Source organism: Nocardia coffeae (assembly GCF_019890715.1).
Lineage (GTDB): Bacteria > Actinomycetota > Actinomycetes > Mycobacteriales > Mycobacteriaceae > Nocardia > Nocardia jiangxiensis.
In genome coordinates this window covers 435,317-459,861 of record NZ_JAINZY010000002.1, presented here as the reverse complement: position 1 = coordinate 459,861, position 24,545 = coordinate 435,317, and the positions used below count along the sequence as shown (strand labels likewise).

Sequence of the window (24,545 nt, the reverse complement as noted above, 5' to 3'; positions counted from 1 at the left end):
GACCGTTCAGATGTACAGACCGCCGTTGACGCCGATGAGCTGTCCGGTGACGAAACCCGCACTGTCGGAACACAAGTAGGCGCACGCGGCCGCCACATCCTCGGGTGTGCCCACCCGACGCACCGGTGTCATCGGCGCGATGACCTCCACACCGGGGAAGAATCCCGCCTCGGTGGCCTGCTGCGCCATCGGCGTATCGATGATCGAGGGCGGAATGCTGTTGACCGTAATGCCTTTCGGCGACAGCTCGGCCGCCAGCGCCTTGGTCAGGCCGATCACGCCGCCCTTGGAAGCGACGTAGTGCGCCATATTCTTGGCCCCGGATTGCGCACTGGACGAGGAGATCGTCACGACCCGCCCCCAACCCGCCGCGACCATGTCCGGAACCGCGGCCTGAATACAGGAGAAGGTCCCGTTCAGATTCACCGCCAGAATGCGATTCCACTGCTCCCGGGTGATCTCCTCGAACGCCGTGTACTCCTCCACTCCGGCGCTGGTGACCACGATCTGCACCGGCCCGAAATCCTTGCGCACCAGGCGAACCGCCGCTTCGATGGCGTCGGCCTCCGCGACGTCCACCTGGTAGGCGACCGCCTGCAGACCGTCCGCGACCAGTTCGGCCGCCGCCTTCTGTGCGGCCTCTGCGCTCAGGTCGAACAGCGCTACCCGGTGCGATTCCCGCGCAAGCCTTCGCGCAATCGCCAGACCGATGCCCGAAGCAGCACCGGTAACAATTGCCACGCGTGACGGACTTTCGCTGCCATTCGTCTCGACCATCGGTATTCCTCGCTTGTCATCTCGCGGCTTCAGTCCGCCGGCGTGAATTCGATGTGCAACGAGCTCAGGCCGCGCAGGACGTAGGTCGGCTCGTACTGGAAATTGCGCGCATCCGCCGGGCCGTGTTCGGTTTCCGAGATCCGGATGTCGCGCATCCGGTGCAGGATCCGTTCGAAGCTGACCCGAGATTCCATGCGCGCCAACGGACCTCCCGGACACGTGTGAATGCCCCGGGCGAACGAGATGTGCTCGCGCGCATTGGGACGATCGAGGACGAATTCACCCGGATCGTCGAATCGCGACGGATCCCGGTTCGCGGCGCCGGGCAGGACCATCACCATGCTGCCCGCCGGAACCTCGACACCGCCCAGCGTGGTGGCCTGGCAGGCCAGCCGGAAATCGGTTTTGACCGGTGCTTCCAGGCGCAGACACTCCTCCACGAAACTGCCGATGCGGTCGGTATCCTCGCGCAGCTCCTGCTGGATCCGCGGATTCTCCGCGAGCACCCGCAGACCGGCGGTCATCAGCTTGGCGGTGGTCTCCTGTCCGGCGGCGAACAGGAACGAGGCCAGGTGGACCAGGTCGGCGATCTCCGGCAGCGAACCGTCCGGGAATCGCGCGGAAGCCAAGGCGGACAACACATCTGCGCGCGGATCGCGCCGACGCTCCGCGAGATAGCCGGTGAAACGTTCGGCCAGGAATTCCAGCGGATTGCCGACCATCACCTCGTCGTCGATCGCACCCGGCGGCGTGGTGTTGGACAGCACGCGCCGGAAATCGGTGTAGTCCTCCTCCGGGACGCCCAGCAGATTGGCGATCACCAGCATCGCGAAGGGCTGCGCGTAGTTGCGCAGGAATTCGGTCCGGCCCTGCTCGACGAACTCGTCGAGCATGCGATCGGCCTGCACCCACATGAACTCCTCGTTCTCCCGCAGCCGACGCGGTGTGAACAAGGCTTTGAGCAGGTCGCGGTGCATGGTGTGCTTCGGCTGATCGAAGGTGACCATGTGCTCGTGCAGCGGGAACGCCTCGCGATGTTTCTCGATCAACGCGCCGATGTCACCGTCGGCGGGATCGAACGGCAGGCCCGGGAACGGCCCGGTCGGGGCGATACAGCTGGAGAAGGTCCCGTGGTTGCGGTAGACCTCCACGGCGGCGTCGTACCCGGTCACCGCCAGTACGCCGTGGTGCGGCTCGCGCGCCACCGGACACCGGGACCGCAGCGACTCGAAGTAGGGATAGGGGTTCTCGACAATCGATTTGTCGGTGAAGAAGTCGATCTCATCGAACATGCTCACGACGGACTCCTGGTGAAGAGGCAGCATCGGCGCTCTCCGCGCCCAAATGCTAATCAAGTGCTCAGCAATGCTGAGCACATGCTTAGCACACCTCGGCGAAGGCGGTCAAGGTTTCCGGCCCTGACCAGGACCTCCGTGAGAGGCGCGAAAGTTACTCGTCCACAACCGTTTCCGCAGGCGGGTCACCCAGACGCGCCAGATGTTCCCGCACGAAGGACAGGGTTTCCTCGTGTGCGGTCGTCATGCCGAGCGCACCTTCCAGCGCCATCGTCCGGGACACTCCGGCCATCACGAAGGCGACCACCTCCGGTGGCCACACCTCCGGATCGATCCGGTATCGCCGCAGCACGGTCCGCACGATATCGATCTCGGCCTCGCGGAAGCGGCGCGAATAGTCGACCAGCGCCTCGCGAATCACCTTGCGGTGGTTGGCCAGTGCGACGAACTCCATCGTCAGCGCACCGCTCGAGGCCGCCTCCAGGTCGAAAGACCACAGCGCACGCAACGGATTCTCCGCCGCCAGAATGGTCGCCTGACGTTTCAGGCCCTCCTCGGCGCGCCGCTGGAACACCGCGAGGAACAGATCATCCATGGTCCGGAAGTAGTAGTAGACCAGCTGATACTTCAATCCCGCCTTACGGGCGACATTGCGCGAGCTGACCGCGGCATAGCCCTCCTCGAGCATGAGCTGCTCCGCCGCGTCCAGCAGCACCGTCCGGTTCTTCGCGTCCGGCGAACCGATCCGCCGTGTCGATGCCATCATCCGACCTCCGAAATCCACGTCACCGAAATACATGATCGCGGCGCACACCCGCCGAGGTTCGGCCGGGCACCCGACGCCGCCTGTGCCGCATCGTTTCGCATTCCGTCGTAGCATGCTCGGGCGTGCCGGTCGGACGCACCGTCCCGGATCAGCCCGGAAGTACCCCGGTCATCCGCCGTTGTGTGCGGAACGCACTCGGCGCGTCGCCGGAATCCGGTCGGGGCCGGACATCGCCACGCGATCGCTCCAGGGTTGCCAGGTAATTCACCGAACCGCACCCGGCATCAACGCTCTCTCAGCAACTCCCGTAGCGGGTATCGTCTCGATGTCGGCACAGGCGAGGGGTTGGGGTGCGAACCATGGAACAGCCGGATTCACCGCAGGACATCGCGGCCTTGGAGCATCGGTTGCGGCGCCGGGCCGAGCAGGCTGCCGCATTCGATCAGCTTGTGCAGCAGTATGATTCGGCCTTCGCGCACCGGCCAGAGCAGGATCGTGCGGTGGCCGGGCTGATCGAGCGGCTCCGTCCCGGGGCGCGAGTGCTGGATGTCGGCTGTGGCACCGGGGTGCCGACCGCGCGGCAACTGGCCGATGCCGGACTCGAGGTGGTCGGTATCGATATCTCGCCTGCGATGGTCGCGGCCGCCACCGTGGCGGTTCCCGAGGCGAGCATCCGCTGCTGCGATATCGTGGATCTCATCGAAACCGGCTTCGACGCCGCCGTCGCCTTCTTCTCGCTGCTGATGCTTCCCCGCTCGGAAATCCCACTGGCACTGTCGATTCTGCACGATGCCGTCGAACCGGGCGGCTATGTTCTGCTCAGCATGGTCGAGGCCGATCTGGATGACACCCCGATCGAATTCCTCACCACCGACATCCGCGTCAGCGGTTATCCGCGTGCGGAACTGCGCTCGGTCGTGGAACAGGCGGGCTTCACGATCGAGGAGTTCGAGGTCGTCTCCTACACCCCTGCCACACCGGAGGCGGTTCCCGAAGTCGAGCTGTACGTCTCCGCACGTCCGTCGATCGCGGCAAGGTAGTCCGAGACCGCTTGTGCGTCACCGGAATCGGATATCAGCGCGATATAGCCATCGGGACGGATCAGCACGAAGGTGTGGTCACCCGCGCCGTAGGCAGCCGCGAGGTGACCTTCGGTATCGGTGATCTCGCCGGGGCCGGTCGGTTCTTCGACGACGTGGAAAGTCCTGAGATCGAACCGCGTCTCGACCTCGGACCTGTCCCCGAAGCTCAGCAACGTGAAGCGCCCGCCGCGCGTCAGGTCGAACAGCCGGTGAGCACCGTCCACCGTGTGCAGCCCGGTCGCATCGGGGGCGCGGTCACCGGCGCGGAGCGGGGCGCGCTCGTCGCGGTCGTCGCGCGCCAGAGCGGAGTCGCGATAGCTGATGGTCAGCTGCATAGTGTTCGCATCGCCGCGGGTGACCAGGCCCTTCTGCGCGATCGTCTGCTCGAGCCGCGCATTGGACAGGGCCAGGACACCGGCTGCCACCGGTCGCCGCTCGGCCTCGTAAGAGTCCAGCAGTGCCGCCGATCCGCCTCGTACGACGGACGCGAGTTTCCAGCCGAGGTTGTGCGCGTCCTGGATACCGGTGTTCATTCCCTGACCGCCGGCGGGCGAATGGATGTGCGCCGCATCGCCCGCGAGGAACACCCGGCCCCGACGGTATCGGTCGACGAGTCGAATATTGGCTCGCCACAATGATTTCCAGGTCGGCTCGTGCAGACGAACACCGGCGCGGCCGCTGCGCCGGTTCAGGATCGCCTGCATGTTCGCCAGGTCGAGTTCGGCATCCTGGCCGGGCTCGATCATCGCCTGATACTGGAAGACGTCGGTCGAAGGCAGCGGGCAGAGACTGACCAGCCCCTCCTCATGCCGCCACATGTGCCAGGCGTCGCGATCCAGGCCCTCGACGGCGAGATCGGCGACGATCATCCGCACCTCTTCGCGGGTCTGCCCGGCGAAGGCGATACCCGCCTGTTTGCGCACGATGCTGTGGCCACCATCACAGCCGATCAGCCAGTGCGCGGTGATCGTCTCGAGCTTTCCGTCTTGTCTGATCACCGCCGATACGGCCTCGTCCGATTGTTCGAAACCCTCCAGCGTCGTGCCGAATTCGACCTCGCCGCCGAGTTCGGCCAAGCGCAGTCGCAAGGCTTCCTCGATCCGCCATTCGGGCGTGATCAGACTCGCGGGATACGGGATGTCGGGTCGACTCTCGAACGTCGTGGCATTGCTGAGCGTCACCCGGCCGTCGGGTGCGGTCGAACGAATCGGCATCGCCATCCGGCCGTTGGCCAGTACCCGATCGACGATTCCGAGATCGTCGAACACCTCGAGGCTGCGCGGCTGGATCCCCTTGCCACGCGAACCCGGCCGCGGACCCGGCTCGGCCTCGATCAGGCGCAGGGAGATACCGCGACGAGCCAGCTCGCAGGCCAGCGTCAGCCCGGTCGGCCCCGCCCCGACGATCAGGACCGTCGGCATATTCGGCGATCGCTTCGTTGACTCGGTCATCGCCCATCTCCCAGTAAGAAAGGAAATACTTCTCTTTCAGGGTAGGGCTCTTGTCTGGAAATGCAATACTTTCTACTGTGGGATGATGGCCACAGAGGCGTCCGAACCGGTCCGTCGTCGCCGATACGGCGCACAGCTCGAATCCGCACTGCTCGAGGCCGGATGGGCCGAGCTGGTCGAGGTCGGATACGCCTGTCTGACGATGGAATCGATCGCCCTTCGCGCGCAGACCAGCGAGGCCGTGCTCTACCGGCGCTGGGCCAACAAGGACCAGCTCGTGGTCGCCGCGATCGACCACCACCGCGACGCGAACCCGATCCGGACCCCCGACACCGGCAGCCTGCGCGGTGATCTGCTCGCCGAGCTCACGGCCGTAAGCGAGGCTCTCGCAGGGTTTTTCGCGATTGCCGCGGCCGCCGCATTCTCCGGCCTGCTGGCCGATACCGGCCGGACTCCCGCGCAGGTCCGCGACGAGATGTTGGCCGGCCGATCACTCCCGCCCGTCCGGACCATCTACCGCCGCGCCCACGACCGCGGCGAGATCGATCTGGACCACATCCCCGCCGCGGTTCTCGCGATGCCCTTCGACCTGGTTCGACACGACATGCTCATGGAACTCGAACCGCTTCGGCCCGAACGCATCCGCGCCATCGTCGACGAACTCTTCCTCCCCTTGGCGCAGAACTTCGAGGCAGGCCGGACCACACACCTCGACCGAGCGGCCCCGGAGAGTGACAGCCGACGCCCCGGGACCGCACATCGACAAACAGTTAAGCCTCAGACCATTAAGTACTCAACTGTTGCCGGTTCGGCCGGAACAGATCCGGTGCCCACGACCGAACGCAGCCTCGAACTCTTCCGCTCGATCCTGTCGGCACAACGCAAGGCCGCCGAGGCGTGGATCCGCACCCGTGACCTCACCTTCGAGCAGGCCATGGTGCTCGGATATCTACAGCGGCGACCGGGCGCGATCCAGCGCGAGATCGCCCGGATGAGCCACACGACACCGGCGAACGTCTCCCTCCTGCTCAGAGGGCTCGAACGCCGCGGACTCGTCGAGCGCCGCATCGAGGACGGCAACGAACGCAGCAAGTGCGTCTACGCCACGTCAGCGGGTATCGAACTCGTCACCGGGCTCGACGCCGCAATGACCGAAGTGGACGAGGCGATCTTCGCGCCACTCGACGACGCCGAACGAATCGGCCTGCAAAGCCACCTCGACAAAATCAGCGCGCAACTACCGGGACCACCCGAATCACGAGAGTGAAACTGGTCCGATCCGAAGGCGACCACCCGATCGCGGGTCACGGCCAGGACCGAATCCACCGCCGCCCGGTTCCTGCCGAAGTGCACTCAGATGAGATCCGCCGACTGCACAGGCAGATCGGTTCGAGTGCGTTCACCGTCGACGCCCGTCCCCGGCCACAGCCCGCCGCACGGCAGCGGCGGTAGGTCGGGGTTCAGTTCGTGATCGATGGTGACCGACGCGTCCGGATGGTCGCGCATGCGCTCGGCGAACTCCTCGGCCACCGCCTGCGGGCATTGATAGTCCAGATGGATTCCCACCGAACCGAAGACGATGTGCACGTGCCGCCGTGAGGTGCTCAGCACGTACCGGCCCGAATCGACCAGAATCTGCAACGCTGACCGCCGTGCCGAACATTCGGTACCCGCGCAGGCCCGATGTCGCTGCATGATCAGGTGGGATTCGGCGACGGTCAGATCGTCCCGCCGGATCATGCAGCTGATGCTCGACCCGGGAAGTGATTCGAGTGGTTCGCCGTCGGACTCGTCCTGCGCGCGTGTCGGTGCCGGTGTGGTCGCGACGTCTGTGTGATCGATCGTCGCGGTGGTCGCCCGCGGCATCACCGGGCTCCCGGAACTCTCATGGCACACATCGTTCTCTGGCAGGTGACCGGCTCTGCTGCACTCCACGGAGTGCGGCTCCGGCAGGTATAGCGATGGACGCTACACCCGACTCCATAGGACTGTCCAGACAGGAGTCCATCGCACTCTCGGTTCATGAGCGGACCGTTTGGTTTTTCGAACCCGCTCCACAATACCTACTCGATCCCGATTCCTCGCGGCTGGATCCCACACGGTGGAATACACCGGGCCCGCCGTCCCGAGCGCGGCGATGCTGCTCGGTTGCCGCGCGGAGATTTCCGGGCCGCACACGCGGTCCGATGCGTAGTAGGTTCGGTCCGGATGCACGACCTGGACGGGATGTCGCCAGGAGCACGACGGCCGACGTGCCGCATGACCATCGGAAATGGAGGCATGATGAACGAACGTGAGGAAATGCTTCTGCGACAGGCGATTTCGCTTGCCGACGAGGCTTCCGATCGAGGTAATCGTCCATTCGGTGCGGTGATCGTGTCCTGCGAGGGGATGGTGATCAGCCAGGGGCGTAACGAGGTTGCCGAAAGCGGGGTCGTCACCGCGCACGCCGAACTCGTGGCGATCGATGCCGCGACCGTAGCCGGACGGACCGGCGGGATGGTCGGCGCGACGATCTACGCCAGCGGTGAACCGTGCCCGATGTGCAGTGCGGCGGCGGTCTGGGCCGGGATCGGCAGGATCGTATTCGGGGCGGCCGAACCGGAGTTCGCCGCCGTCATCGGCGGATACCCGCGCTTCGGGCTGCGCTGCGCCGAGGTGGTCGGCTCCAGTGACGCGGACGTGGCCGTCTCGGGCCCGCATCTCGGCGGCGAGGCGCTCGCGCCGTTCCGGCGATACCGCGAGAGCTCCGCGGGCCGGGCATGATCCGCGACGCCCTCGCGAACCCGACGGTCGTTATGGTGGATTGATGAGCGAAACCTCGCGGCGGATGTGGGAACTGATGGAGCCCTACCACGCGGTCACCTACTTCGCGCCGGAATCCCAGCATGTATGCGAGGCGCTGGGTGCCAAGGGTTTCTGGATGGGCTACTTCGCGCTGCGGGCCGCACCGCTGGGGCCGGTGCCGGCCGAGGTGGTCGTCGCGACGTTCTACAACTTCCATCCGCGCAAGGTCGCGCATGCCGTCCCCGCCGCCTGGGAGGCCGCCTCCCCCGCGGACTATCTGCGGGCACGTCGGGAGAGCGTCTCGCAGATCCTGCATCGCCTCCTCGGCGACGAGATCCGTTCACTCGGCCTGGCCGAGGCCGCGGAGCTGGCTCGCACGGCCGCACTCGCCGCGCCGATCGCGGGCCGCCCGCTCGGCGCCGCGAACGCCGCACTGGACTGGCCGAGCGAGCCGCACCTGATCCTGTGGCACGCCCAGACGATTCTGCGCGAATCGCGCGGCGACGCCCACGTCGCCGCACTGCTCTCAGGTGGTCTGGATCCGTGCGAGGCCCTGGTCATCTTCGCCGCCGACGGCAAGGTCACCGCCGAACGTGTCCGCACCTCACGCAGCTGGACCGAAGCCGAATGGGATTCGGCCACCACCCGTCTGCGCGACCGCGGCCTGCTCGACGACTCCGACACGCTCACCCCCGACGGCCACGCCCTGCGCGCCTGGGTCGAGGACCGCACCGATCAAGCCTCCCAGCAGCCGTGGAACGTCTTGGGCCCCACCGGAACCGAACGTCTCGCAGAACTGATCCACCCCCTCACCCGCACCATCGCCAACAGCAACGCCTTCGCCGAAGACAATCCGATGGGCCTGCCCAAACCGGCCTGAACCACAACGCGCCCAGGCGATTTCGCCCGATCGGCTCAGGCTTCCAGAACCATCGTGTCCGCACAACCCGGCTGTCGACAGGGTGGACTCGCAGCACCACGGCGAAACCTGCCGACGACCTGAACCAGCCCCCACAGAATCAGCGCGGACACGGAATAGGCTGCACCGCACCAACAACAGCCCACCCAGCCCCAGATTCCGTATGCCTGGGTCGTGGTGATCGCGCCGAGCGCGGACCCGAGGGAATAGAAGGTCATGTAGGCGCCGATGACGCTCCCGGCGCGAGTCGGGTGCGCACCGGTCAACAGGTGCTGACTGCTGACATGTACGGCCTGAACGGCGAAATCGAGCAGGACGATACCGACGACGAGTAGCCACAAGTTCACCTCGGCCCGCGCGATGAGCGCCCAGGAGAGGGTGAGCCCCACCAGCGCCGAACCGGTGATCGCCTGCGCCCGACCGGAATCGGCCCATCGCCCCGCACGGGCGGCCCCGAGGGCTCCGGCGAGCCCGGCGAGCCCGAACAAGCCGATGCGCGCGGTGCCGAGGTGCCAGGGCGCCGCACCGAGCGGGAGGGCGAGCCCGCTCCAGAGCGTCCCGAAGGACGCGAACAGCAGCAAGGCGATCAGCCCTCGGCTCAGCAACAGGCGATCGGTGCGCACCAGAGGACCCATCGATGCCATCGCGTGGACATAACGCGGCCCGCGGTCTCGCCGGTCCGAACCGAACATCACGCGCACGATCACGGCCAGCGCCACACAGAGCACCGCCAGCAGCGCATACACGACCCGCCACCCGAGCACCTCGCCCAGGAATCCCGCCAGCACGCGCGCACCGAGAATGCCGATCACCACCCCCGAGGTGACCGCACCGATGGCCCTGCCCCGCTCACCGGGCCCGGCGATCGCGGCGACGTAGGCGACCGTCACCTGCACCACGACCGCGAAAAGCCCGGCGATCACCAATCCCGTCAGCGCGACCGCACCGTTCGGCGCGACCGAAACCACCGATGCCCCGACGGCCGTGAGCGCCAGATGCACCGTGATCAATCGTCGACGATCCGCTACGTCACCGAGCGGAACCAAGACCGCCAGACCGGTGAAATACCCGAGCTGACCGGCGGCGATCAGCCAGCCCGACGACCCTCGCGCCAATCCCAGACCGGTGCTCGCCACCTCGAGCACCGGCTGAATCGCATAGATCGTCGACACGGCCACCGCGCACACCAGCGCCAGGACGAATCGCTGCGGTCTCGTGATTCCCACCGCCGCCGCACCTCCCAATCAGTAGCAAAATGCAACTCTTCGACGGTAGGGCATAATGGTTTCGAATTGCAACCGATCGGGAGAGGGTCATGACCGCAGCGCTCGGCTCGGACCGCGAATGGACCGATCCCACCTGCCCTGTCGCGCGCACCGTGGACCTGGTGGGCGACCGGTGGAGTCTGATGATCGTGCGCGAGGCCATGGACGGGGCCGCGGCCTTCACCGAATTCCACCAGCGCCTGGGCATCGCCCGGAACATCCTCACCGACCGGCTGCGGCGGCTCGTCGAACACGGAATCCTCACCACGAGCGCAACTTCCGGCGGCAAGCGGCACACGTACGCACTCACCGAGGCCGGACAGGATCTGTTCACCGTCGTCGTGGCATTGCGGCAGTGGGGAGAACGGCACGCCTTCACCGACGACGAACCCCGCTCGGCACTCGTCGACGACGAAGGTGGCCCGCTCGCCGAACTCCGACCCGAAAATGTTGCGGGCGACGCCGTTACCGCTCTGACCAGCCGCATCCGTAAGGTGCGTGCGGACTCGACCGCGCGCGAGGACGTGTAATCGGCTGCACGAGAAGTCGATCCGCTCGGAACTGCCGCTGTCCTGCCGTCGCCCCTACGCCGCCACTGGCTTATTCCCCTGTGGCACAATCGAAGCCGAGCTTCCTAGGCTGAGGAAGAGTTCTAGGGAGTCGACGGTGAAGCAGCGGTTTCTCTTTCTCGTGATGGCGATCATCGTCTGCGCCTCGGTGTTCGACTACGGGAAAAGCGCAGGGCACTACGGGCTCGTGGTCGTCGGCGGGTTGTTCATCCTGTTCTTGTTGGTGGACAAGGTCATCAGCTGATCAGCGTCCCCCGGTGTCGGCCCGGTCGACACCCCTCGGCGAACATGGAGTCATGGCAACTGTGTTCCCGACCTTCGAACAGGTCCTGTCGATACCGGATCCGACCGAGGCGACCGTGACCTCGGACCTGATCGACATGAACGGTCACATGAACGTCGTGCACTACCTGTACCAGGGGTCGGTCGGAGCGGACGCGGTGATGAAACGGGTCGGAGTCGACACGTCCTACCGATCACAACGGCAGATGACCATGTTCACCGCCGAACATCACCTGGTCTACCTCAGTGAACTGCGCGAAGGCGACAAGTTCTCGGTGCACACGCGCATCCTCGGGCGCACGGACAAGGCCGTGCACCTGATGACATTCCTGCTCGACCGCGGCCGGGAGCGTCTGTCGAACACCCTCGAGATCATGCTGCTGCACGTCGACCTCACCGCACGCCGGGCCGTCGCGATTCCCGAGGACATCGCGGCGGGACTGGACGACTACATCGCGCGATCCGCCGCCCTGGACTGGCCCGCGCCCACCTGCGGAGCCATCGCCCTGCGCCGGTGAACATCGGCCCGCGCGAGCCATAGGCGCAGTCAATAGGTGTCATCGCGGTAGCAGGCTGTTCACCGGACAGCGCTACCCGAAAGCCGCGACGTGGTCGGTGCGGAAGGTTCGCAGGCTGCGGGACGACGGGGTCCCGGTGAGTGATGCCACGTCCTCGGACAGCCACGCCGCATCACCGGTCGCGATCAGACCGAAGACCTGGGCGTTCGGGGTCGCCACGGCCCCCGGGACGCCCGCACGGATCATTTCCGCGCGATGCTCGTCGGGAGTGATCCGAGTGATACCGGTCGTGTGCTGGATCTTGTACGAGGCACGCGTGCCTGCATCACGATCTGGAGGACTTCCCGTCACGCACGGTGGTGGATGCCCTGGCCAGCAAATGCTCGCTCTACATCCTCTCGTTGCTCCGGCATGCGGAACGTCCGCTGCGCTTCACCGAATTGCGGCGCCGCATCGAGGGCATCACGCAGAAGTCCCTCACCCAGGCACTGCGGAATCTCGAACGCGACGGACTGATCAGCCGGACCGTCTACCCGACCATTCCACCGCGCGTCGACTAGGTCGTGTCTCCCAATAATTTGAGCCATCCGACGATGAGGGCCAGCGCGAATCCGCCGCGGTAGGTGATCGCGAGTTTGTCGTAGCGAGTCGCGACCGCGCGCCAGTGTTTGACCTTGTTGAACGCGCGCTCGACGACGTTGCGGCGTTTGTAGACAACGGTGTCGAAACCCGGTGGCCGCCCACCGGCACGTCCTCGGCGTTTGCGGTTGGCGATCTGATCAGCACGCTCGGGGATCACTACCCGAATATGCTTGCGGCGCAGCAAAGTCCGGTTCGATGCTGCCGAGTACGCCTTGTCAGCGATGACCGTGTCAGGGTTGCACCGGGGTGGGCCGCCGTCGAGGCGGGGTACCACCACCTGCTCGAGCACCGTGGGCAGCATCGGCGAGTCCGCGGCTTGGCCAGGCGTGATCAGCACCGCCAGACCTCGGCCGTTGCCGTCGGTGGCCACGTGGGCCTTGGTGGTCAGCCCGCCCCGCGAGCGGCCCAGCCCGTGATCGGCGGGTTCATAAATCACACTCCCGTGCCTCGGCTCGGGCACCGGCGGCGTGCTGGTGTGCGCGCACGATCGTCGAGTCGATCGACACCACCCAGTCCAGGTCACCGGTAGTATCAGCCAGCGCTAGCAACGCAGTCAGCACGCGGTCCCAGGTGCCGTCGGCGGCATAACGCCGGTGCCGTTTCCACACTGTCTGCCACGGCCCGAACACCTCCGGCAGATCCCGCCACGGCACACTCGTGCGCAGCCGATACAGCATCCCCTCCACGACCCGGCGGTTCTTGGCGAAGTTACGACCCACGCGCCCTTCGGATTTCGGCAACAACAGCTCCAACAGCTCCCACTGCCTATCCGTCAACACCCGATACCGATCACCAGCCACCATCACCACGACGACCAGGATGCCCGATCAGCCCCGCGCAGCGGAGCTGATCAACAAATCCAATTGGGAGACACGACCTAGCCCTCACCGAACTCGGCGTCGAAGCGGGCGCACTCACCACCGCGATCGCCGACTGGTCACTGGCAAACGCCTCGCGCGTCGAGGCGGCCCGTGCGGTATACGACAACCGACCGGAATAGCCCCCCTCGCAACAACCGTCCGAATCAGGGTGTGGGAGCGGCGATTCGATCGGCTGCTGCCGTGGCAGGTGACCAGGAGCCGGGGATCAGGGCCGCGTTGACGCCCAGCACGGTCAACGCCGCGATGCCGACGGCCGCCATCACACCCGATCCGCAGCAGACTCCGACGACAGGAGCCTGGTAGACATCGGCTCTGGCGAAGAGTTCTTCGAGTTCGCTCACCGGACGCAGGAATCCGTGCGCATCAAGCAGCGCGCGGCCCGGGATGTGCTGGGCTCCCGGGATCGGGTGCCGGATCGGTTCGAAGGGGCGGTCGTACCTGCCACGGGCGTCGATCACGACACCGGCGGCTGGGACGGCGGCGATCTCGGTGAGGGTGGGCAGCTCGCCCCGGTGGAGGTCGTCGTGAGTCAGGTCGATATCGCCCCGATCCGGATGTTCGGGACCGGCGACCATCCCGTGCCCCGCGGCGGTCCAGGCCGCCAGGCCGCCGTCCAGGATGCGCACCTCGCTCGCGCCCGCCGCACGCAGAATCCACCATGCCCGTGCCGATCCGGCACGATTCCAGTTGTCGTACACGATGATCGGCACACCGTTGCGTACGCCCCAGCCTCGCGCGGCCGCCTGTACCGAGCCCCCGGACGGCAGCGGATACGGCCCTTGCCCGTGCACCGAACGATCGGCCAGTTCGTTCTCCAGATCGACGTACACCGCGCCTTCGATATGACCGAGCGCATGGTCCGCACGCCCGTCCGGCCGATCGGGCCGCCACCGGACGTCCAGGATCGTCAGCGGCTGCCCGAGCTCCATCCGGCTGTGCAACTCCTCGGCCGAGATCAGGGTGTCCGACCGGAAAATATCTGCGCGATAAGTCATTTCACGTTCCCTCCGATCCTCGCACACCGAGATCCGGCAACTGGGCCGTCATCGGTTCAGCCGTGGCGGCGGGCTCGCGGGCAGTGCCGGTCCGATCGCGGTCAGGCTGCCGGGGCGTCGCCCACGACCCCAGCCGATCTCGCGACGGTAGTGCCCGAGGTGCTCGGCCGGGATCGCCCGATCGGGCGGCAGCGGAGTCGATTCGGGATCCACGTACAGCGCGTCCGCGGGACAGTACGCCTCGCACATGAAGCAGGTCTGGCAGTCGGATTGCCTTGTGATGACCGGGATTCCGCCGAGGCCCGGATCGAAGACATCGGTGGGGCAGACCTGGATGCAGACATCGCAGGAGATGCAGGCGTCGGCCCGGACGAGTTCGATCATCACGCCACCGCCGCGTCAGCGGGATGCGGCCGATCGATTCCGGTCCACACCGTGTCGAGTCCGCCGCTGACGATGTGATGGTGTTGCGTCGGATCCTGATCCGGGAAATCCGAGCGTTTGCTCATCCCGCGAGATTCGGTGCGCGCCAGAGCCGATCGGTACATCAGTCGTCCCACCGCGGTGATCGCGGCCGCGCGACGGGCACGCACCCGCTCGGATCCTTCCGTGCCGCCCAGCGCCTCGGCGGCATGCCGCCACACCTCGTCCAGCGCATCTGCCGCGCGCTCGATCTGTGCCCCCTCCCGCAGATAGTTCTTCTCCAGCGGCAGCAGTTCGGCCTGGGCCGCCGCCAGGATATCCGCGGCGCCGACATCGCCGGATCCGCTGGGCCGCAACCCTGTTCGTCCCGCACCGCGCAGATTGCCGGGCACGAGCGAACGGCTGCGCAACGCGTGTCCGGCCGCTCCGCGACCCGCCCAGGTGCCCGAGGACATCGCCCACGCCGCATTGTGACTACCGCCGCCGGTGAAACCACCGCAGATCCGCTCCCGGGTGGCCGCATCACCGGCGGCATACAGGCCGGGAACGGTTGTGGCGCAGGCGTCGTCGATCACATCGACACCGCCGGTGCCGCGAACGGTTCCCTCCGCGAGCAGGTCCACCTCGAACCGCTGGGTGAACGGATCGATGCCGCGGCGGTCGAACTGGAGGAAGAAATTGGGCTGCCCCAGGCGCATCCGGGCACGCACTGTCTCGTCGGCGCGATCGAGTTGCGCGAAAACCCTTTCGTGCAACAGAGTTTGCGCGATCACCGACCGACCGCGAGCCGATCCCGCACCCTCGAGGACTCGCCCGTCCTCGTGGAAGAATGTGGCGTACCCGTAGTAAGCGGTCTTGGTGATCGTGGACCCCTTCACCGCGATTCCGTACGCGTTGGAGAACTCCATCCCCGAGAAACGCGCCCCGACCTCGGCCGCCATCAGCGCACCGTCGCCGGTGTCCACGTTGGTGCCCAACGCCCGGGACAGGAAGGCGCATCCACCGGTCGCGAGAACGACCGCGCCGGCGTGGATCCGATAGTCCCGATCCGCCCGCAGCAGATATCCGGCCGCACCGCGCACCACACCGGCATCGTCGACGAGCAATTCCAATGCCGGGGCGTGATCGATGATCCGAACCCCTCTCCGCCGCACCCAGATTCGCATGCGCCGCATATACTCCGGACCTTGCAGCCCGGTGCGGATCTCCCGTCCGGTCGCCGGATCCACCGGGAACGGATAGCGCCCCTCACGCGCCAGCCGATCCATGTTCTCGTAGGTCTGGTCGAGCACCCGATCCATCCAGTGGTGTTCGGCCAGATATCCGCCCAGCTCCTCGCGGCTCGCCTTCGCCGCCGCACGCGCCGCCGGATCCGGTGCGACATACCACACGCCGGTACCGGCCGGTGCGGTCGCGCCACTGGTTCCGCAGTAGCCCTTGTCCACCAGCACGACTTCCGCGCCGCTCTCGCGGGCCGACAACGCCGCCCAGCACGCCGCCGGTCCCCCGCCGATCACCAGGACGTCGGTGTGGATCTGCTCCGGGTCGCTCATCTCGTTCACTCCTTCGATATGGCTCGGCCGGCCCCGTCCAGCCGGTACCCGCCGTCGGGATGCGGCGCCAACGCCCGGTTCGGCGGCTCGCTTCCGCCTTCCGCCCGCCGCCGCTTCGCATCGGCCGCCACCTCGGCGAGAAATTCCACCCGCTCGGGCGACCCCGGCCGCGGCACGGGCGGCGCACTGACGTCGGTGCTGGTCATGGCAACTCCTCGAACATATTTCGCCCAGCCGGGCCGAGATCCGCCGCAGCCGGGACCTCTCCGGGCCCGACGGGGTGAGCAGTCACCGAATGAGGCCCACGACGGGCCGAACCGCTCGGTCGGGCGCCCTCGACGCCGGTTCGACCGTGACGCACCGCGAGACCGTCTCTCGGCGTCGTACTCGGCCCGCACTTCGACTGCGGGACAACCGAGATTCATGATCGACGCCGACCCGCATCCAGGAAATCCTTACGATCACAGCGATTCTGTGTGATCACCAGCTCCCGGTAGTCACCCACAACCAACGCGTCAGCTGTGGCGCGAGAGAGCTTCGGCCCGGTCCGTACTCCTATGCGCTGCGACTCGCGGCGATGATGCTGCTCAAGACGCCGGGATACCGGCCCTCCAACTCCTGGTCACGGAGTTCATGGCGGCGGCGACTGCCTTCCGGACTGACCCGCACGAGTCCCGCCTCGCGCAGCACCTTCAGATGGTGCGACAGCGTGGACATGCTCACCGGCACGTCGAACCCACCGCAGATCACCCCGCCCGCCTCGGCGAGTTGCTGCACCACGCGCAGCCGGATCGGATCGGCCAGCGCGTCCAGCACGGTCGGCAGGTCGGTCGACTCGATCGTCGGATGGTTCAGCGCGCGCACCCGACCAGCCTAACGATATTTCGACACTTTGACACTCATCGAAATCTGACACATGATTTCGATGCACATCGAAATGTATGACCGACTGGAGTTCGAGATGACACGGTTGCACGTACGGGAATGGGGCGACGGAGATCGAGTCGCGCTGCTGATCCACGGCTTGTCGGGAAGCTCCGGGTCCTGGTGGCAGGTCGGCCCCGCGCTGGCCGAGCGCGGATATCGCGTTCTCGCACCCGATCTCGCCGGGCACGGACTCAGTCCGCGGGACGGGTACAGCCGTGAGCAGTGGGCCGACGACCTGCTCGAAGCCGCTCCGGAAAACGTCGAGCTCGCGATCGGACACTCGCTGGGCGGTGTCCTGCTGGCCATGATCGTCGAATATCTGCGGCCCCGCCGGGCGATCTACGAGGACCCCGCCTGGTACCCGGCCGATGCCGGATTCGGGGCCGCCCAACCGGCGATCAGGGCGATGAAGGACTGGGATGCCGATCAGCTCCGGGCCCTGTCCCCGCACTGGAGCGAGTCGAACGTGCAGGCCGAACTCGACGCACTCGCCGCGTGGGATCCGGACACCACGCGCATGCGGTATCTCGAAACTGCTTACCTGCCAACGTTTCCCGTGGTTCCCTCGCTCATTCTGCTGGCCGATCCGAGTGCACTGATTCCACCCCCGATCGCCGAGCGGTATCGCGCGGCGGGTTTCGATACCCGCACCGTGCCCGGCACCGGGCACAGCATCCACACCGACGACTTCGAGGGCTTCCTGGCCGCGCTCGAAGGTTGGGCCTGATTCCGCCGAGACTCTCGAATCGACCGGAATTTATCTCTGTCGCAGTCCGATCCGAGCAGTTCACAGCATATTTCGGATGGTGGGTGCGCGGAACGGATCCGGATCGGCAGCCAGCGTGCGGGTCATACTTTCGGTGTTCGCCTCGCCGAACAGATCCGCACCGATCGTGGTCTGCGGCGTGACCCGCCGCAGAGTACGACCACCGAACAGGACTGCCCGATGAGCGCCGAATTCCTCTGGTACATCCCCAATCAGTCGGCGCCGGGCCACCGTGGGGAACCCGTCACCGCCGACCACAACAGCCTCGACACCCTCGCCGCCCAGGCGCAGGCGCTGGAACAATACGGCTGGCAGGGCGCGTTGGTCGGCACCGGCTGGGGGCGGCCGGACACACTCACCGTCGCGACCGCCCTTGCCGCGCGCACCCGGACGTTCGAACCGCTCGTCGCGGCCCGGCCGGGTTACTGGCGGCCCGCGCATTTCGCCTCTGCCACAGCGACTCTCGATCAGCTCTCCGGCGGCCGGGTCCGGATCAACATCGTCTCCGGATCCGACGACGCGGCCGCCTACGGCGAGACCGAACCGGAGCAGGCCGACCGCTACGCCCGCACCGAGGAGTTCATCGGGCTGGTCCGCCGATTGTGGACCGAGCAGAACGTCACCCATCACGGAAAGCATTACCGCGTCGAGGATTCCACCGTGCTGCCCCGAGTTCCCACGCGCGAAGGTCGACCGCACCCCACTCTCTATTTCGGCGGCGCGTCACCCGCCGCCGAACGAGTCGCCGCGAGCGTCGCGGACGTGCAGTTGTTCTGGGGTGAACCCCTCGCCGACATCCGCGACCGCATCGAACGCCTCCAGCAGTTGAGCGACCGTCGAGGCCGCGAACTCCCACCACTGCAATTCGGCCTGCGCGTGACCACGGTCGTGCGCGACACCACCGAGCACGCCTGGGCCGATGCCCGCGCCCGGGTGGCGGACATGACGAAACGCTCTGCTGCGGAGTTGGATTCGCAACGCAAGACCGCCGTCGGCCAACAGCGCCTCTACGACCTCGCGACCCGCGGCGAGGTGCTCGACGACAATCTCTACACCGCACCCGGCCGGGTCGGCGGCGGTGGCGCGGGAACCACCTGGCTGGTCGGCTCCCCCGACGACGTCGCCAAATCCCTTCGCCGATACCAGGATCTGGGCATCACCCACTTCATCCTGTCCGACACCCCGTATTCGCGCGAGCTCCAGCGTCAGGGTGAGCAGCTACTCCCCCTGTTGCGCTGAACCACTCACGAGACCGGTGGCTGCGCGATCGAGCGCAACACCGCACCGACTGGCGCCGGAGCCCGGTCATCGTGCCTGCCGTCACGGTCGGCCGGTCCGGACCGCCCGCTTCCAGGCGGCGTCCCGCAGCAGCCGCAGACCGTTGAGACCGACGATGACAGTGGAGCCTTCGTGTCCCGCCACACCGAGTGGCAGGGGCAGCGTGCCGAGGAGGTCCCACAGCACCAGGATGCTGATGAAGGTGGCCGCGATGAACAGGTTCGCGACCACGACGCGACGCGCTCGCCGAGACAGGGCGATGACGGCGGGGACGGTGGTGAGGTCGTCGCGGACCACGACGGCGTCCGCGGTCTGCAAGGTCAGATCCGATCCCGCACCACCCATGGCGATGCCGGAGTGCGCCGCGGCGAGCGCGGGCGCGTCGTTGATTCCGTCGCCGACCATGGCGACCTTCGCCCCGTCGGCCTGCAGTGCGCGAATCGCCTCGACCTTGCCTTCGGGCAGCAGGTCCGCGCGAACGTCGGTGATGCCGACCTGCTCGGCGAGGCGCGCAGCGGTGGCGGCATTGTCCCCGGTCAACAGCACCGGGGCACCCCCGGTCACCCGCGCGGCCGCATCCGCCGCGACCTCGGCCTCGGCGCGTAGCCGATCACTGAGGGCGAGTACGCCGATCGGGCGGGTATCGGAGGTCACCACCACTGCCGTGTAGCCGCGGGCCTGGATATCGGACACCGTCGTGGCAAGATCGTCCCGCCCGTGGGTGAGCGAGGCGATCGATCCGACGCCGATGCATCGTCCGCTCACCCGCGCCGAAACGCCCTCACCGGGGTGGGCGGTGAATTCGTCCACTACGGGCAGGTCGAGTCCGCGGGTGCGGGCGGCACGGACGACGGCGGCCGCGAGCGGGTGTTCGCTGGGATGCTCGACGGCGGCGGCCAGGCGCAGAATCTCGTCATCGGTGAAAGCCGGTTCCACACTGTGGATTTCGGCCAGTTCCGGGGTTCCTCGGGTGAGAGTGCCGGTCTTGTCGAACACCACCCGGTCGACGCTGCCGAGCTGTTCCATGACCACCGCGGATTTGGCCAGCACGCCGTGGCGACCGGCATTGGCGATCGCCGCCAGCAGCGGCGGCATGGTCGCCAGCACCACCGCGCACGGAGAGGCCACGATCATGAACGTCATCGCCCGCAACAGGGCCCGCTGCACGGAATCCCCTGCCAGCAGCGGGATCACGAATACCGCGATCGTCACCGCCACCATGCCGAGCGAATACCGCTGCTCGACTTTTTCGATGAACAGCTGGGTGCGCGCCTTGGTCGCGGCGGCCTGCTCGACCAGGGTGGCGATCCGCGCGACCACCGAATCCTGTGCGCGCCGATCCACCCGGATGCGCAATGTGCCTGTGCCGTTGAGGGTTCCGGCGAACACCTCGTCACCGGTGGTCTTGTCCACCGGCAGCGGCTCGCCGGTGATGGTGGCCTGATCGACTTCGCTACCGCCGCCGGTCACGGTGGCATCCGCGGCGATGCGTTCACCCGGGCGCACCAGCACCACATCGCCCACCTCCAGGTCGGCCACCGCCACCGCCACCGTCTCGTCCGCGCCGTCGACGCCGACGCGGGTTGCGGTCTCCGGCGCCAGATCCAGCAGTCCCCGCACCGAATCCTCGGTGCGCGCGGTCGCCAGGGCTTCCAGGGCGCCGGAGGTGGCGAAGATGACGATCAGCAGCGCACCGTCGGCGATCTGCCCGATCCCGGCCGCGCCGATCGCGGCGACCACCATCAGCAGATCCACATCCAGGGTCTTCTCGCGCAGGGCCTGCAGCCCCGCCAGCCCCGGCTCCCACCCGCCCGCGACGTAGCAGATCAGGTAGAGCCCCCACCACGACCAGGACGGCGCCCCCGCCAACTGCGCTGTCAGTCCCAGCAGAAACAGGACCAATGCCGCTGCGGCCCAACGCATCTCCGGCAACGCGAACAGTCTCGTGCGGTGCACCGGCACCCGCACGGCCGCCGGGGCCGCGGGATGTGGGGCAAGGATCGGGACTGCCACGGATCACCTCCAGGAACGGGTACTGCCGACCGGGCCCACAATAACAGAAAGTATGAAGATGTCTTCATGTCTCACCTTCAGGGTAAACTGCCTCGGCATGGGACACGGAGTCGAGGGACGCGACCGGCCCGTGACGCGTCTGGACCCCGATGCCGCCGCCCACGTGGCCAATACGCTGCAAGCTCTCGCCACACCGAGCAGGCTGCTGATCCTCACCCAGCTACGCCAGGGCCCCCTGGCGGTCACCGAACTCGCCGATGCGGTCGGTATGGAACAGTCCGCGGTCTCCCACCAGCTCCGCCTGCTGCGCAACCTCGGCCTGGTCGTGGGCACCCGCGCCGGACGCAGCATCATCTACAGCCTCTACGACAACCACGTCGCCCAGCTTCTCGACGAAGCGGTCTACCACAGCGAACATCTCCGCCTCGGGCTCAGTGACCGGCCCGAAACGGCCGGCTGAACACCTCACCTCGTCGGCGCTTCCCACTCGGCGTCGATCGGGCTCCAGCAACCCACTGCTTGTGTCCGGGCGATCCGATGTCCGCAACATTGGCGCATTCGCACAACGGATTCCGCGAAAATACGCATTTGCGTGGTACTTCGGGGAACGTGCGGCTCGTCGGGTCGATCGGTCGCTGCTGTCGCTGGTGGCCGAACTGCCCGAGAACTGCCATCCGATGGATGTGGTGCGCACCGCGATCAGCCATCTCGGCGCGGAGGATCCGGCCGAGGAGGACAATTCGCCGAAGGCCAACCGCGGGTGGGGGCTTGGGTATGGCGGGACCGTTGCCCTGGGGCGCCGGGGCCACACGCTTGGATGTGGGGTTCAGTTCGTGATGCGACCACCGGCGATGTCGATGGTGAGACCGGTGAGATAGCAGGAGGCGTCCGAGGCCAGGAACAGCACGGCTTCGGCGACATCGGTGGTGGTGCCCAGGCGCCGCATAGGGTGCAGGCCGGCGACCTGTCGCTGCACCGGCTCTGACATATTCGCCGCTACCTTCTCGGTGCGAATTGAGCTGGGCGCGATGGCATTCACGCGCACACCGTGTGGGCCGAATTCGGTGGCCAGTTGCCGGGTCATCATGATGAGCCCGGCATTGGCCACGCCGTAGGCGAGATTGGCTCGACTGGGCTGGCGCCCCGCGGACGAGGACATTGTGATGATGCTGCCGCGGCCGCGTTCGGCCATGCCTGGCAGGAATTCCCGGACGGTCAGGAAGGACGAGGTGAGATCCGAGTCGAGCACCGCACGCCAGCGCGCCTCGCTCAAGTCGGCGGAGGGCACTGGCATTCCCTGCCCTCCGGCGAACGCGCCGAGTATGTCGACCGGGCCGATCCGGTCCTGCACCAGTGTGCGGACCTCGGCGAGCGCCGCGGCGGAGGTGACATCGGCGACCGCGGCGACCGCGGTGCCGCCTGCTGCGGCGATCTCGGCGACGACGGCGTCCAGGGCGTTTTTGTCGCGGCCCACGATGGCGACGTTCACCCCCTGGGCGGCGAGCATGCGGGCGGTCTGTGCGCCGATGCCGCGGGATCCACCGGTAATGACGGCGGTGCGGCCGGCTAGATCGGAGTAGGTGCTGAGCATGATGGTGGCCTTTCGAAGCGGGAGCGTATTCAGCGGCGGTACAGGACGATCGCGGTGGCCAGCAGCCACAGCAGCCCGCCGAACCGGACCACCGGCAACAGGAACAGCAGGCCGGGCACGATCAGCCCGAATGCCGACAGCGCGGCGGCCGCGGCGATGAGCAGGCCCGTCCAGGCCAGCGAGCGCGGGAGCACCGGGCCCAGCAGAGCGGGCACGGCGACACCGAGGACGAACAAGCCGAATCCGACCGCGTAGGCACAGCCGCCGGAGACGAATCCGAGATCGGCGACGACCCGCGCGAGGTCAGGGGAGGCGGTACCGGGCAGGCGTGAGCCGGCCCACGTGAACACGGCGCTCGCGGTGAGCCCTCCGGCTGCGAGCAGGCCGCCGGCCATCGCGATCGGTGGCACACCTGGCATCCGGGCCGACACGGCGCGGTAGATCAGCGTGGCGGCCACGGTCAGTGCCGAGGCCGAGGCCAGCAGCAGCATGGCGCCCAGTTCGAGCAGGCCGCGGTGGGCGGTGTCGTATGCCAGCACCGACGCGGGGGTGGTATCCGGGTGCGGGACACCGGAATTCACCCCGACGTATCCGGCGGTGAGAACGGTGAACGCGAGGGTCGAAGCAAGAACCGGAAGGGCGGTCCGAGCGGGAATCGTGGGGGCGCTCATGGTGGCGATCCTTTCGTCGACGGAGAACCGTGACGCTCGATGACGATTACAGAAAAGAACGATTTCCAACCTGCGAGTCCGCATGGGGCCGAGCAGAACTCAGTCGACGGTGCGCAGGAAGGTCAGCAGGGCGTGGTTCACCTCGTCCGAGCGTTCCTGCTGAATCCAGTGGCCGGCACCGGGAAGCACGATCGGGCCGGTCAGGTTGGGAATGTGGTTCCGCATCCGGTTCGGGTCGGCGAAACGGACAGCGGTGTCCAGGTCGCCGCCGACGAACAGGGCGGGCTGGGCGATGACACCGGTGCCGAGCTCGGGCAGCAGCTCCCAGTCCAGGTCGGCGTTGCGGTACCGGTTGAGTCCGCCGGTGAATCCGGTGCGCTCGTACTCGTCGACGTAGTAGGCCAGGTCGGTCTCGGTAAGCCAGGCCGCAGGCGCTTCCGGTTCGGGCATCTGGTCCAGCAGCACCGCATCCCGAGGCAGCCCGGTCACCATCCGCACGCCCGTATCACCTGCGTCGCCGGACAAGCCGTACATCATCAGCCGCATCGTGCGTGCGACGTCCGCGGACAGGTCGGCCTCGGCCACACCCGGTTCCTGGAAGTACAGCATCCAGTTGAACCGGTCACCGGCGAAGGAGCGCAGCTCGGTCAGCGGCGGGCGCGGCGAACGCGGCCGGTCCGGCACGCTCGGGGCCGCGACCGCCGTGAAACGCTCAGGATGCAGTTCAGCGGCGGCCCACGCCGTGCTCGCGCCCCAGTCATGGCCCACCAGCACGGCGGTCGACTCGCCGAGAGCGTCGAGCACACCGACCGCGTCGGCGACGTGTGCGGCCATGCCGTAGTCCTCGACATCGACCGGGGCCTGCGTCCGGCCGTGTCCACGCAGATCCGGTGCGACCGCGTGGTACCCGGCTGCAGCCAGGACCGGCAGCTGATGCCGCCACGAATACCAGAGTTCGGGAAAACCGTGCAGCAACAACACCAGCGGGCCGGTTCCCGCTTCGGCCACGTGCATCGACAGACCATTGACAGTGATTGTGCGGTGCTGGATGACATCCATGCTGCAACCCCACCCTACGGGGCTACCTGCGCACA

Annotated in this window: 28 protein-coding genes and 1 pseudogene; 12 read left to right on the top strand and 17 right to left on the bottom strand. The window is 67.2% G+C overall.

The window, feature by feature from the left end; all coding sequences use genetic code 11:
- Nucleotides 1–6 precede the first annotated feature (6 nt).
- The 3 genes from K7711_RS11275 to K7711_RS11265 form a co-directional block, all read right to left on the bottom strand.
- Nucleotides 7–777: an SDR family NAD(P)-dependent oxidoreductase gene (locus tag K7711_RS11275; protein WP_222968035.1), complete on the bottom strand. Its 771-nt coding sequence runs from the start codon at nt 775–777 to the stop codon at nt 7–9.
- 29 nt (nt 778–806) lie between these two features.
- Nucleotides 807–2,075, bottom strand: a complete 1,269-nt coding sequence (locus K7711_RS11270) for a cytochrome P450 (RefSeq protein ID WP_222968027.1) — start codon at nt 2,073–2,075, stop codon at nt 807–809.
- A gap of 151 nt (nt 2,076–2,226) precedes the next feature.
- Entirely contained in the window at nt 2,227–2,838 is a 612-nt protein-coding gene (locus K7711_RS11265; protein ID WP_308014635.1) for a TetR/AcrR family transcriptional regulator, read from the bottom strand.
- 359 nt (nt 2,839–3,197) lie between these two features.
- Between K7711_RS11265 and K7711_RS11260 the strand changes: the two genes are divergently transcribed.
- Entirely contained in the window at nt 3,198–3,878 is a 681-nt protein-coding gene (locus K7711_RS11260; RefSeq protein WP_222968025.1) for a class I SAM-dependent DNA methyltransferase, read from the top strand.
- Here K7711_RS11260 and K7711_RS11255 read toward each other — a convergent pair.
- Nucleotides 3,800–5,371: an FAD-dependent oxidoreductase gene (locus tag K7711_RS11255; RefSeq protein WP_222968017.1), complete on the bottom strand. Its 1,572-nt coding sequence runs from the start codon at nt 5,369–5,371 to the stop codon at nt 3,800–3,802. The genes K7711_RS11260 and K7711_RS11255 overlap by 79 nt on opposite strands.
- Before the next feature lie 85 nt (nt 5,372–5,456).
- Here K7711_RS11255 and K7711_RS47505 point away from each other — a divergent pair, with 85 nt between their 5' ends.
- Nucleotides 5,457–6,638, top strand: coding sequence for a TetR/AcrR family transcriptional regulator C-terminal ligand-binding domain-containing protein (locus K7711_RS47505; protein WP_235747008.1), 1,182 nt, complete (start codon nt 5,457–5,459; stop codon nt 6,636–6,638).
- Between the two features lie 86 nt (nt 6,639–6,724).
- On the opposite strand, the gene K7711_RS11245 is transcribed toward K7711_RS47505, so the two are convergent.
- On the bottom strand, nt 6,725–7,237 hold the full coding sequence (locus K7711_RS11245; RefSeq protein WP_222968015.1) for a hypothetical protein: 513 nt from the start codon (nt 7,235–7,237) through the stop codon (nt 6,725–6,727).
- A 417-nt stretch (nt 7,238–7,654) separates the two neighbouring features.
- On the opposite strand from K7711_RS11245, the gene K7711_RS11240 reads away from it, so the two are divergent.
- Both K7711_RS11240 and K7711_RS11235 read left to right on the top strand, forming a co-directional pair.
- Complete coding sequence (locus tag K7711_RS11240) at nt 7,655–8,137, top strand: nucleoside deaminase (RefSeq protein WP_235747007.1); 483 nt, start codon at nt 7,655–7,657, stop codon at nt 8,135–8,137.
- Nucleotides 8,138–8,180: 43 nt separating this feature from the next.
- Entirely contained in the window at nt 8,181–9,038 is an 858-nt protein-coding gene (locus K7711_RS11235; protein ID WP_222968011.1) for an SCO6745 family protein, read from the top strand.
- 35 nt (nt 9,039–9,073) lie between these two features.
- Here the strand turns inward: K7711_RS11235 and K7711_RS11230 are convergent, their stop codons facing one another.
- Entirely contained in the window at nt 9,074–10,303 is a 1,230-nt protein-coding gene (locus tag K7711_RS11230) for an MFS transporter (protein WP_222968009.1), read from the bottom strand.
- Between the two features lie 89 nt (nt 10,304–10,392).
- On the opposite strand from K7711_RS11230, the gene K7711_RS11225 reads away from it, so the two are divergent.
- The 3 genes from K7711_RS11225 to K7711_RS11215 all read left to right on the top strand — a co-directional run bounded on the left by K7711_RS11225 (nt 10,393) and on the right by K7711_RS11215 (nt 11,711).
- On the top strand, nt 10,393–10,872 hold the full coding sequence (locus K7711_RS11225) for a winged helix-turn-helix transcriptional regulator (RefSeq protein WP_222968007.1): 480 nt from the start codon (nt 10,393–10,395) through the stop codon (nt 10,870–10,872).
- 136 nt (nt 10,873–11,008) lie between these two features.
- On the top strand, nt 11,009–11,155 hold the full coding sequence (locus K7711_RS11220; protein ID WP_222967999.1) for a hypothetical protein: 147 nt from the start codon (nt 11,009–11,011) through the stop codon (nt 11,153–11,155).
- 52 nt (nt 11,156–11,207) lie between these two features.
- Nucleotides 11,208–11,711 carry a thioesterase family protein gene (locus K7711_RS11215; RefSeq protein ID WP_222967997.1) on the top strand — a complete coding sequence of 168 codons (504 nt, stop codon included), beginning with the start codon at nt 11,208–11,210 and terminating at the stop codon, nt 11,709–11,711.
- A gap of 72 nt (nt 11,712–11,783) precedes the next feature.
- Here the strand turns inward: K7711_RS11215 and K7711_RS11210 are convergent, their stop codons facing one another.
- Nucleotides 11,784–11,957: a hypothetical protein gene (locus tag K7711_RS11210; protein WP_222967995.1), complete on the bottom strand. Its 174-nt coding sequence runs from the start codon at nt 11,955–11,957 to the stop codon at nt 11,784–11,786.
- Between the two features lie 110 nt (nt 11,958–12,067).
- Here K7711_RS11210 and K7711_RS11205 point away from each other — a divergent pair, with 110 nt between their 5' ends.
- Complete coding sequence (locus tag K7711_RS11205) at nt 12,068–12,271, top strand: winged helix-turn-helix transcriptional regulator (protein WP_308014633.1); 204 nt, start codon at nt 12,068–12,070, stop codon at nt 12,269–12,271.
- Here the strand turns inward: K7711_RS11205 and K7711_RS11200 are convergent.
- From K7711_RS11200 to K7711_RS11175, 6 genes are all read right to left on the bottom strand, one after another.
- A protein-coding gene (locus K7711_RS11200; RefSeq protein ID WP_372460130.1) for an IS5 family transposase occupies nt 12,268–13,156 on the bottom strand; the annotation gives its coding sequence in 2 pieces (ribosomal slippage) (nt 12,268–12,784 and nt 12,783–13,156; 891 coding nt in all). The genes K7711_RS11205 and K7711_RS11200 overlap by 4 nt on opposite strands.
- 221 nt (nt 13,157–13,377) lie before the next feature.
- Nucleotides 13,378–14,229, bottom strand: a complete 852-nt coding sequence (locus K7711_RS11195; RefSeq protein WP_222967993.1) for a sulfurtransferase — start codon at nt 14,227–14,229, stop codon at nt 13,378–13,380.
- 48 nt (nt 14,230–14,277) lie between these two features.
- A complete protein-coding gene (locus K7711_RS11190; protein WP_222967991.1) occupies nt 14,278–14,613 on the bottom strand; it encodes a 4Fe-4S dicluster domain-containing protein in 336 nt (111 codons plus the stop codon).
- Nucleotides 14,613–16,205, bottom strand: coding sequence for an FAD-dependent oxidoreductase (locus K7711_RS11185; protein WP_222967983.1), 1,593 nt, complete (start codon nt 16,203–16,205; stop codon nt 14,613–14,615). Before K7711_RS11185 ends, K7711_RS11190 begins: the two co-directional genes overlap by 1 nt.
- Before the next feature lie 5 nt (nt 16,206–16,210).
- Nucleotides 16,211–16,411 carry a hypothetical protein gene (locus K7711_RS11180; RefSeq protein WP_222967981.1) on the bottom strand — a complete coding sequence of 67 codons (201 nt, stop codon included), beginning with the start codon at nt 16,409–16,411 and terminating at the stop codon, nt 16,211–16,213.
- A gap of 349 nt (nt 16,412–16,760) precedes the next feature.
- Nucleotides 16,761–17,069 carry an ArsR/SmtB family transcription factor gene (locus K7711_RS11175; protein ID WP_222967978.1) on the bottom strand — a complete coding sequence of 103 codons (309 nt, stop codon included), beginning with the start codon at nt 17,067–17,069 and terminating at the stop codon, nt 16,761–16,763.
- Nucleotides 17,070–17,166: 97 nt separating this feature from the next.
- Here K7711_RS11175 and K7711_RS11170 point away from each other — a divergent pair, with 97 nt between their 5' ends.
- Both K7711_RS11170 and K7711_RS11165 read left to right on the top strand, forming a co-directional pair.
- Entirely contained in the window at nt 17,167–17,859 is a 693-nt protein-coding gene (locus tag K7711_RS11170) for an alpha/beta fold hydrolase (RefSeq protein ID WP_222967976.1), read from the top strand.
- 219 nt (nt 17,860–18,078) lie between these two features.
- Nucleotides 18,079–19,137 (top strand): LLM class flavin-dependent oxidoreductase, encoded by a 1,059-nt coding sequence (locus tag K7711_RS11165; protein WP_222967974.1) that lies wholly within the window; start codon nt 18,079–18,081, stop codon nt 19,135–19,137.
- Nucleotides 19,138–19,218: 81 nt separating this feature from the next.
- Here the strand turns inward: K7711_RS11165 and K7711_RS11160 are convergent, their stop codons facing one another.
- Nucleotides 19,219–21,189 (bottom strand): heavy metal translocating P-type ATPase, encoded by a 1,971-nt coding sequence (locus tag K7711_RS11160; protein WP_372460123.1) that lies wholly within the window; start codon nt 21,187–21,189, stop codon nt 19,219–19,221.
- A gap of 97 nt (nt 21,190–21,286) precedes the next feature.
- Between K7711_RS11160 and K7711_RS11155 the strand changes: the two genes are divergently transcribed.
- Both K7711_RS11155 and K7711_RS11150 read left to right on the top strand, forming a co-directional pair.
- Nucleotides 21,287–21,649 (top strand): ArsR/SmtB family transcription factor, encoded by a 363-nt coding sequence (locus K7711_RS11155; protein ID WP_040832199.1) that lies wholly within the window; start codon nt 21,287–21,289, stop codon nt 21,647–21,649.
- A 145-nt stretch (nt 21,650–21,794) separates the two neighbouring features.
- A pseudogene (locus K7711_RS11150) lies at nt 21,795–21,944 on the top strand (citrate/2-methylcitrate synthase); the annotation flags it as partial.
- A 71-nt stretch (nt 21,945–22,015) separates the two neighbouring features.
- On the opposite strand, the gene K7711_RS11145 reads toward K7711_RS11150, so the two are convergent.
- The 3 genes from K7711_RS11145 to K7711_RS11135 form a co-directional block, all read right to left on the bottom strand.
- A complete protein-coding gene (locus K7711_RS11145) occupies nt 22,016–22,780 on the bottom strand; it encodes an SDR family NAD(P)-dependent oxidoreductase (RefSeq protein ID WP_222967972.1) in 765 nt (254 codons plus the stop codon).
- A gap of 29 nt (nt 22,781–22,809) precedes the next feature.
- Nucleotides 22,810–23,451, bottom strand: a complete 642-nt coding sequence (locus K7711_RS11140) for a DUF4386 domain-containing protein (RefSeq protein WP_222967970.1) — start codon at nt 23,449–23,451, stop codon at nt 22,810–22,812.
- 99 nt (nt 23,452–23,550) lie between these two features.
- On the bottom strand, nt 23,551–24,465 hold the full coding sequence (locus K7711_RS11135; RefSeq protein ID WP_235747006.1) for an alpha/beta fold hydrolase: 915 nt from the start codon (nt 24,463–24,465) through the stop codon (nt 23,551–23,553).
- Nucleotides 24,466–24,545 lie beyond the last annotated feature (80 nt).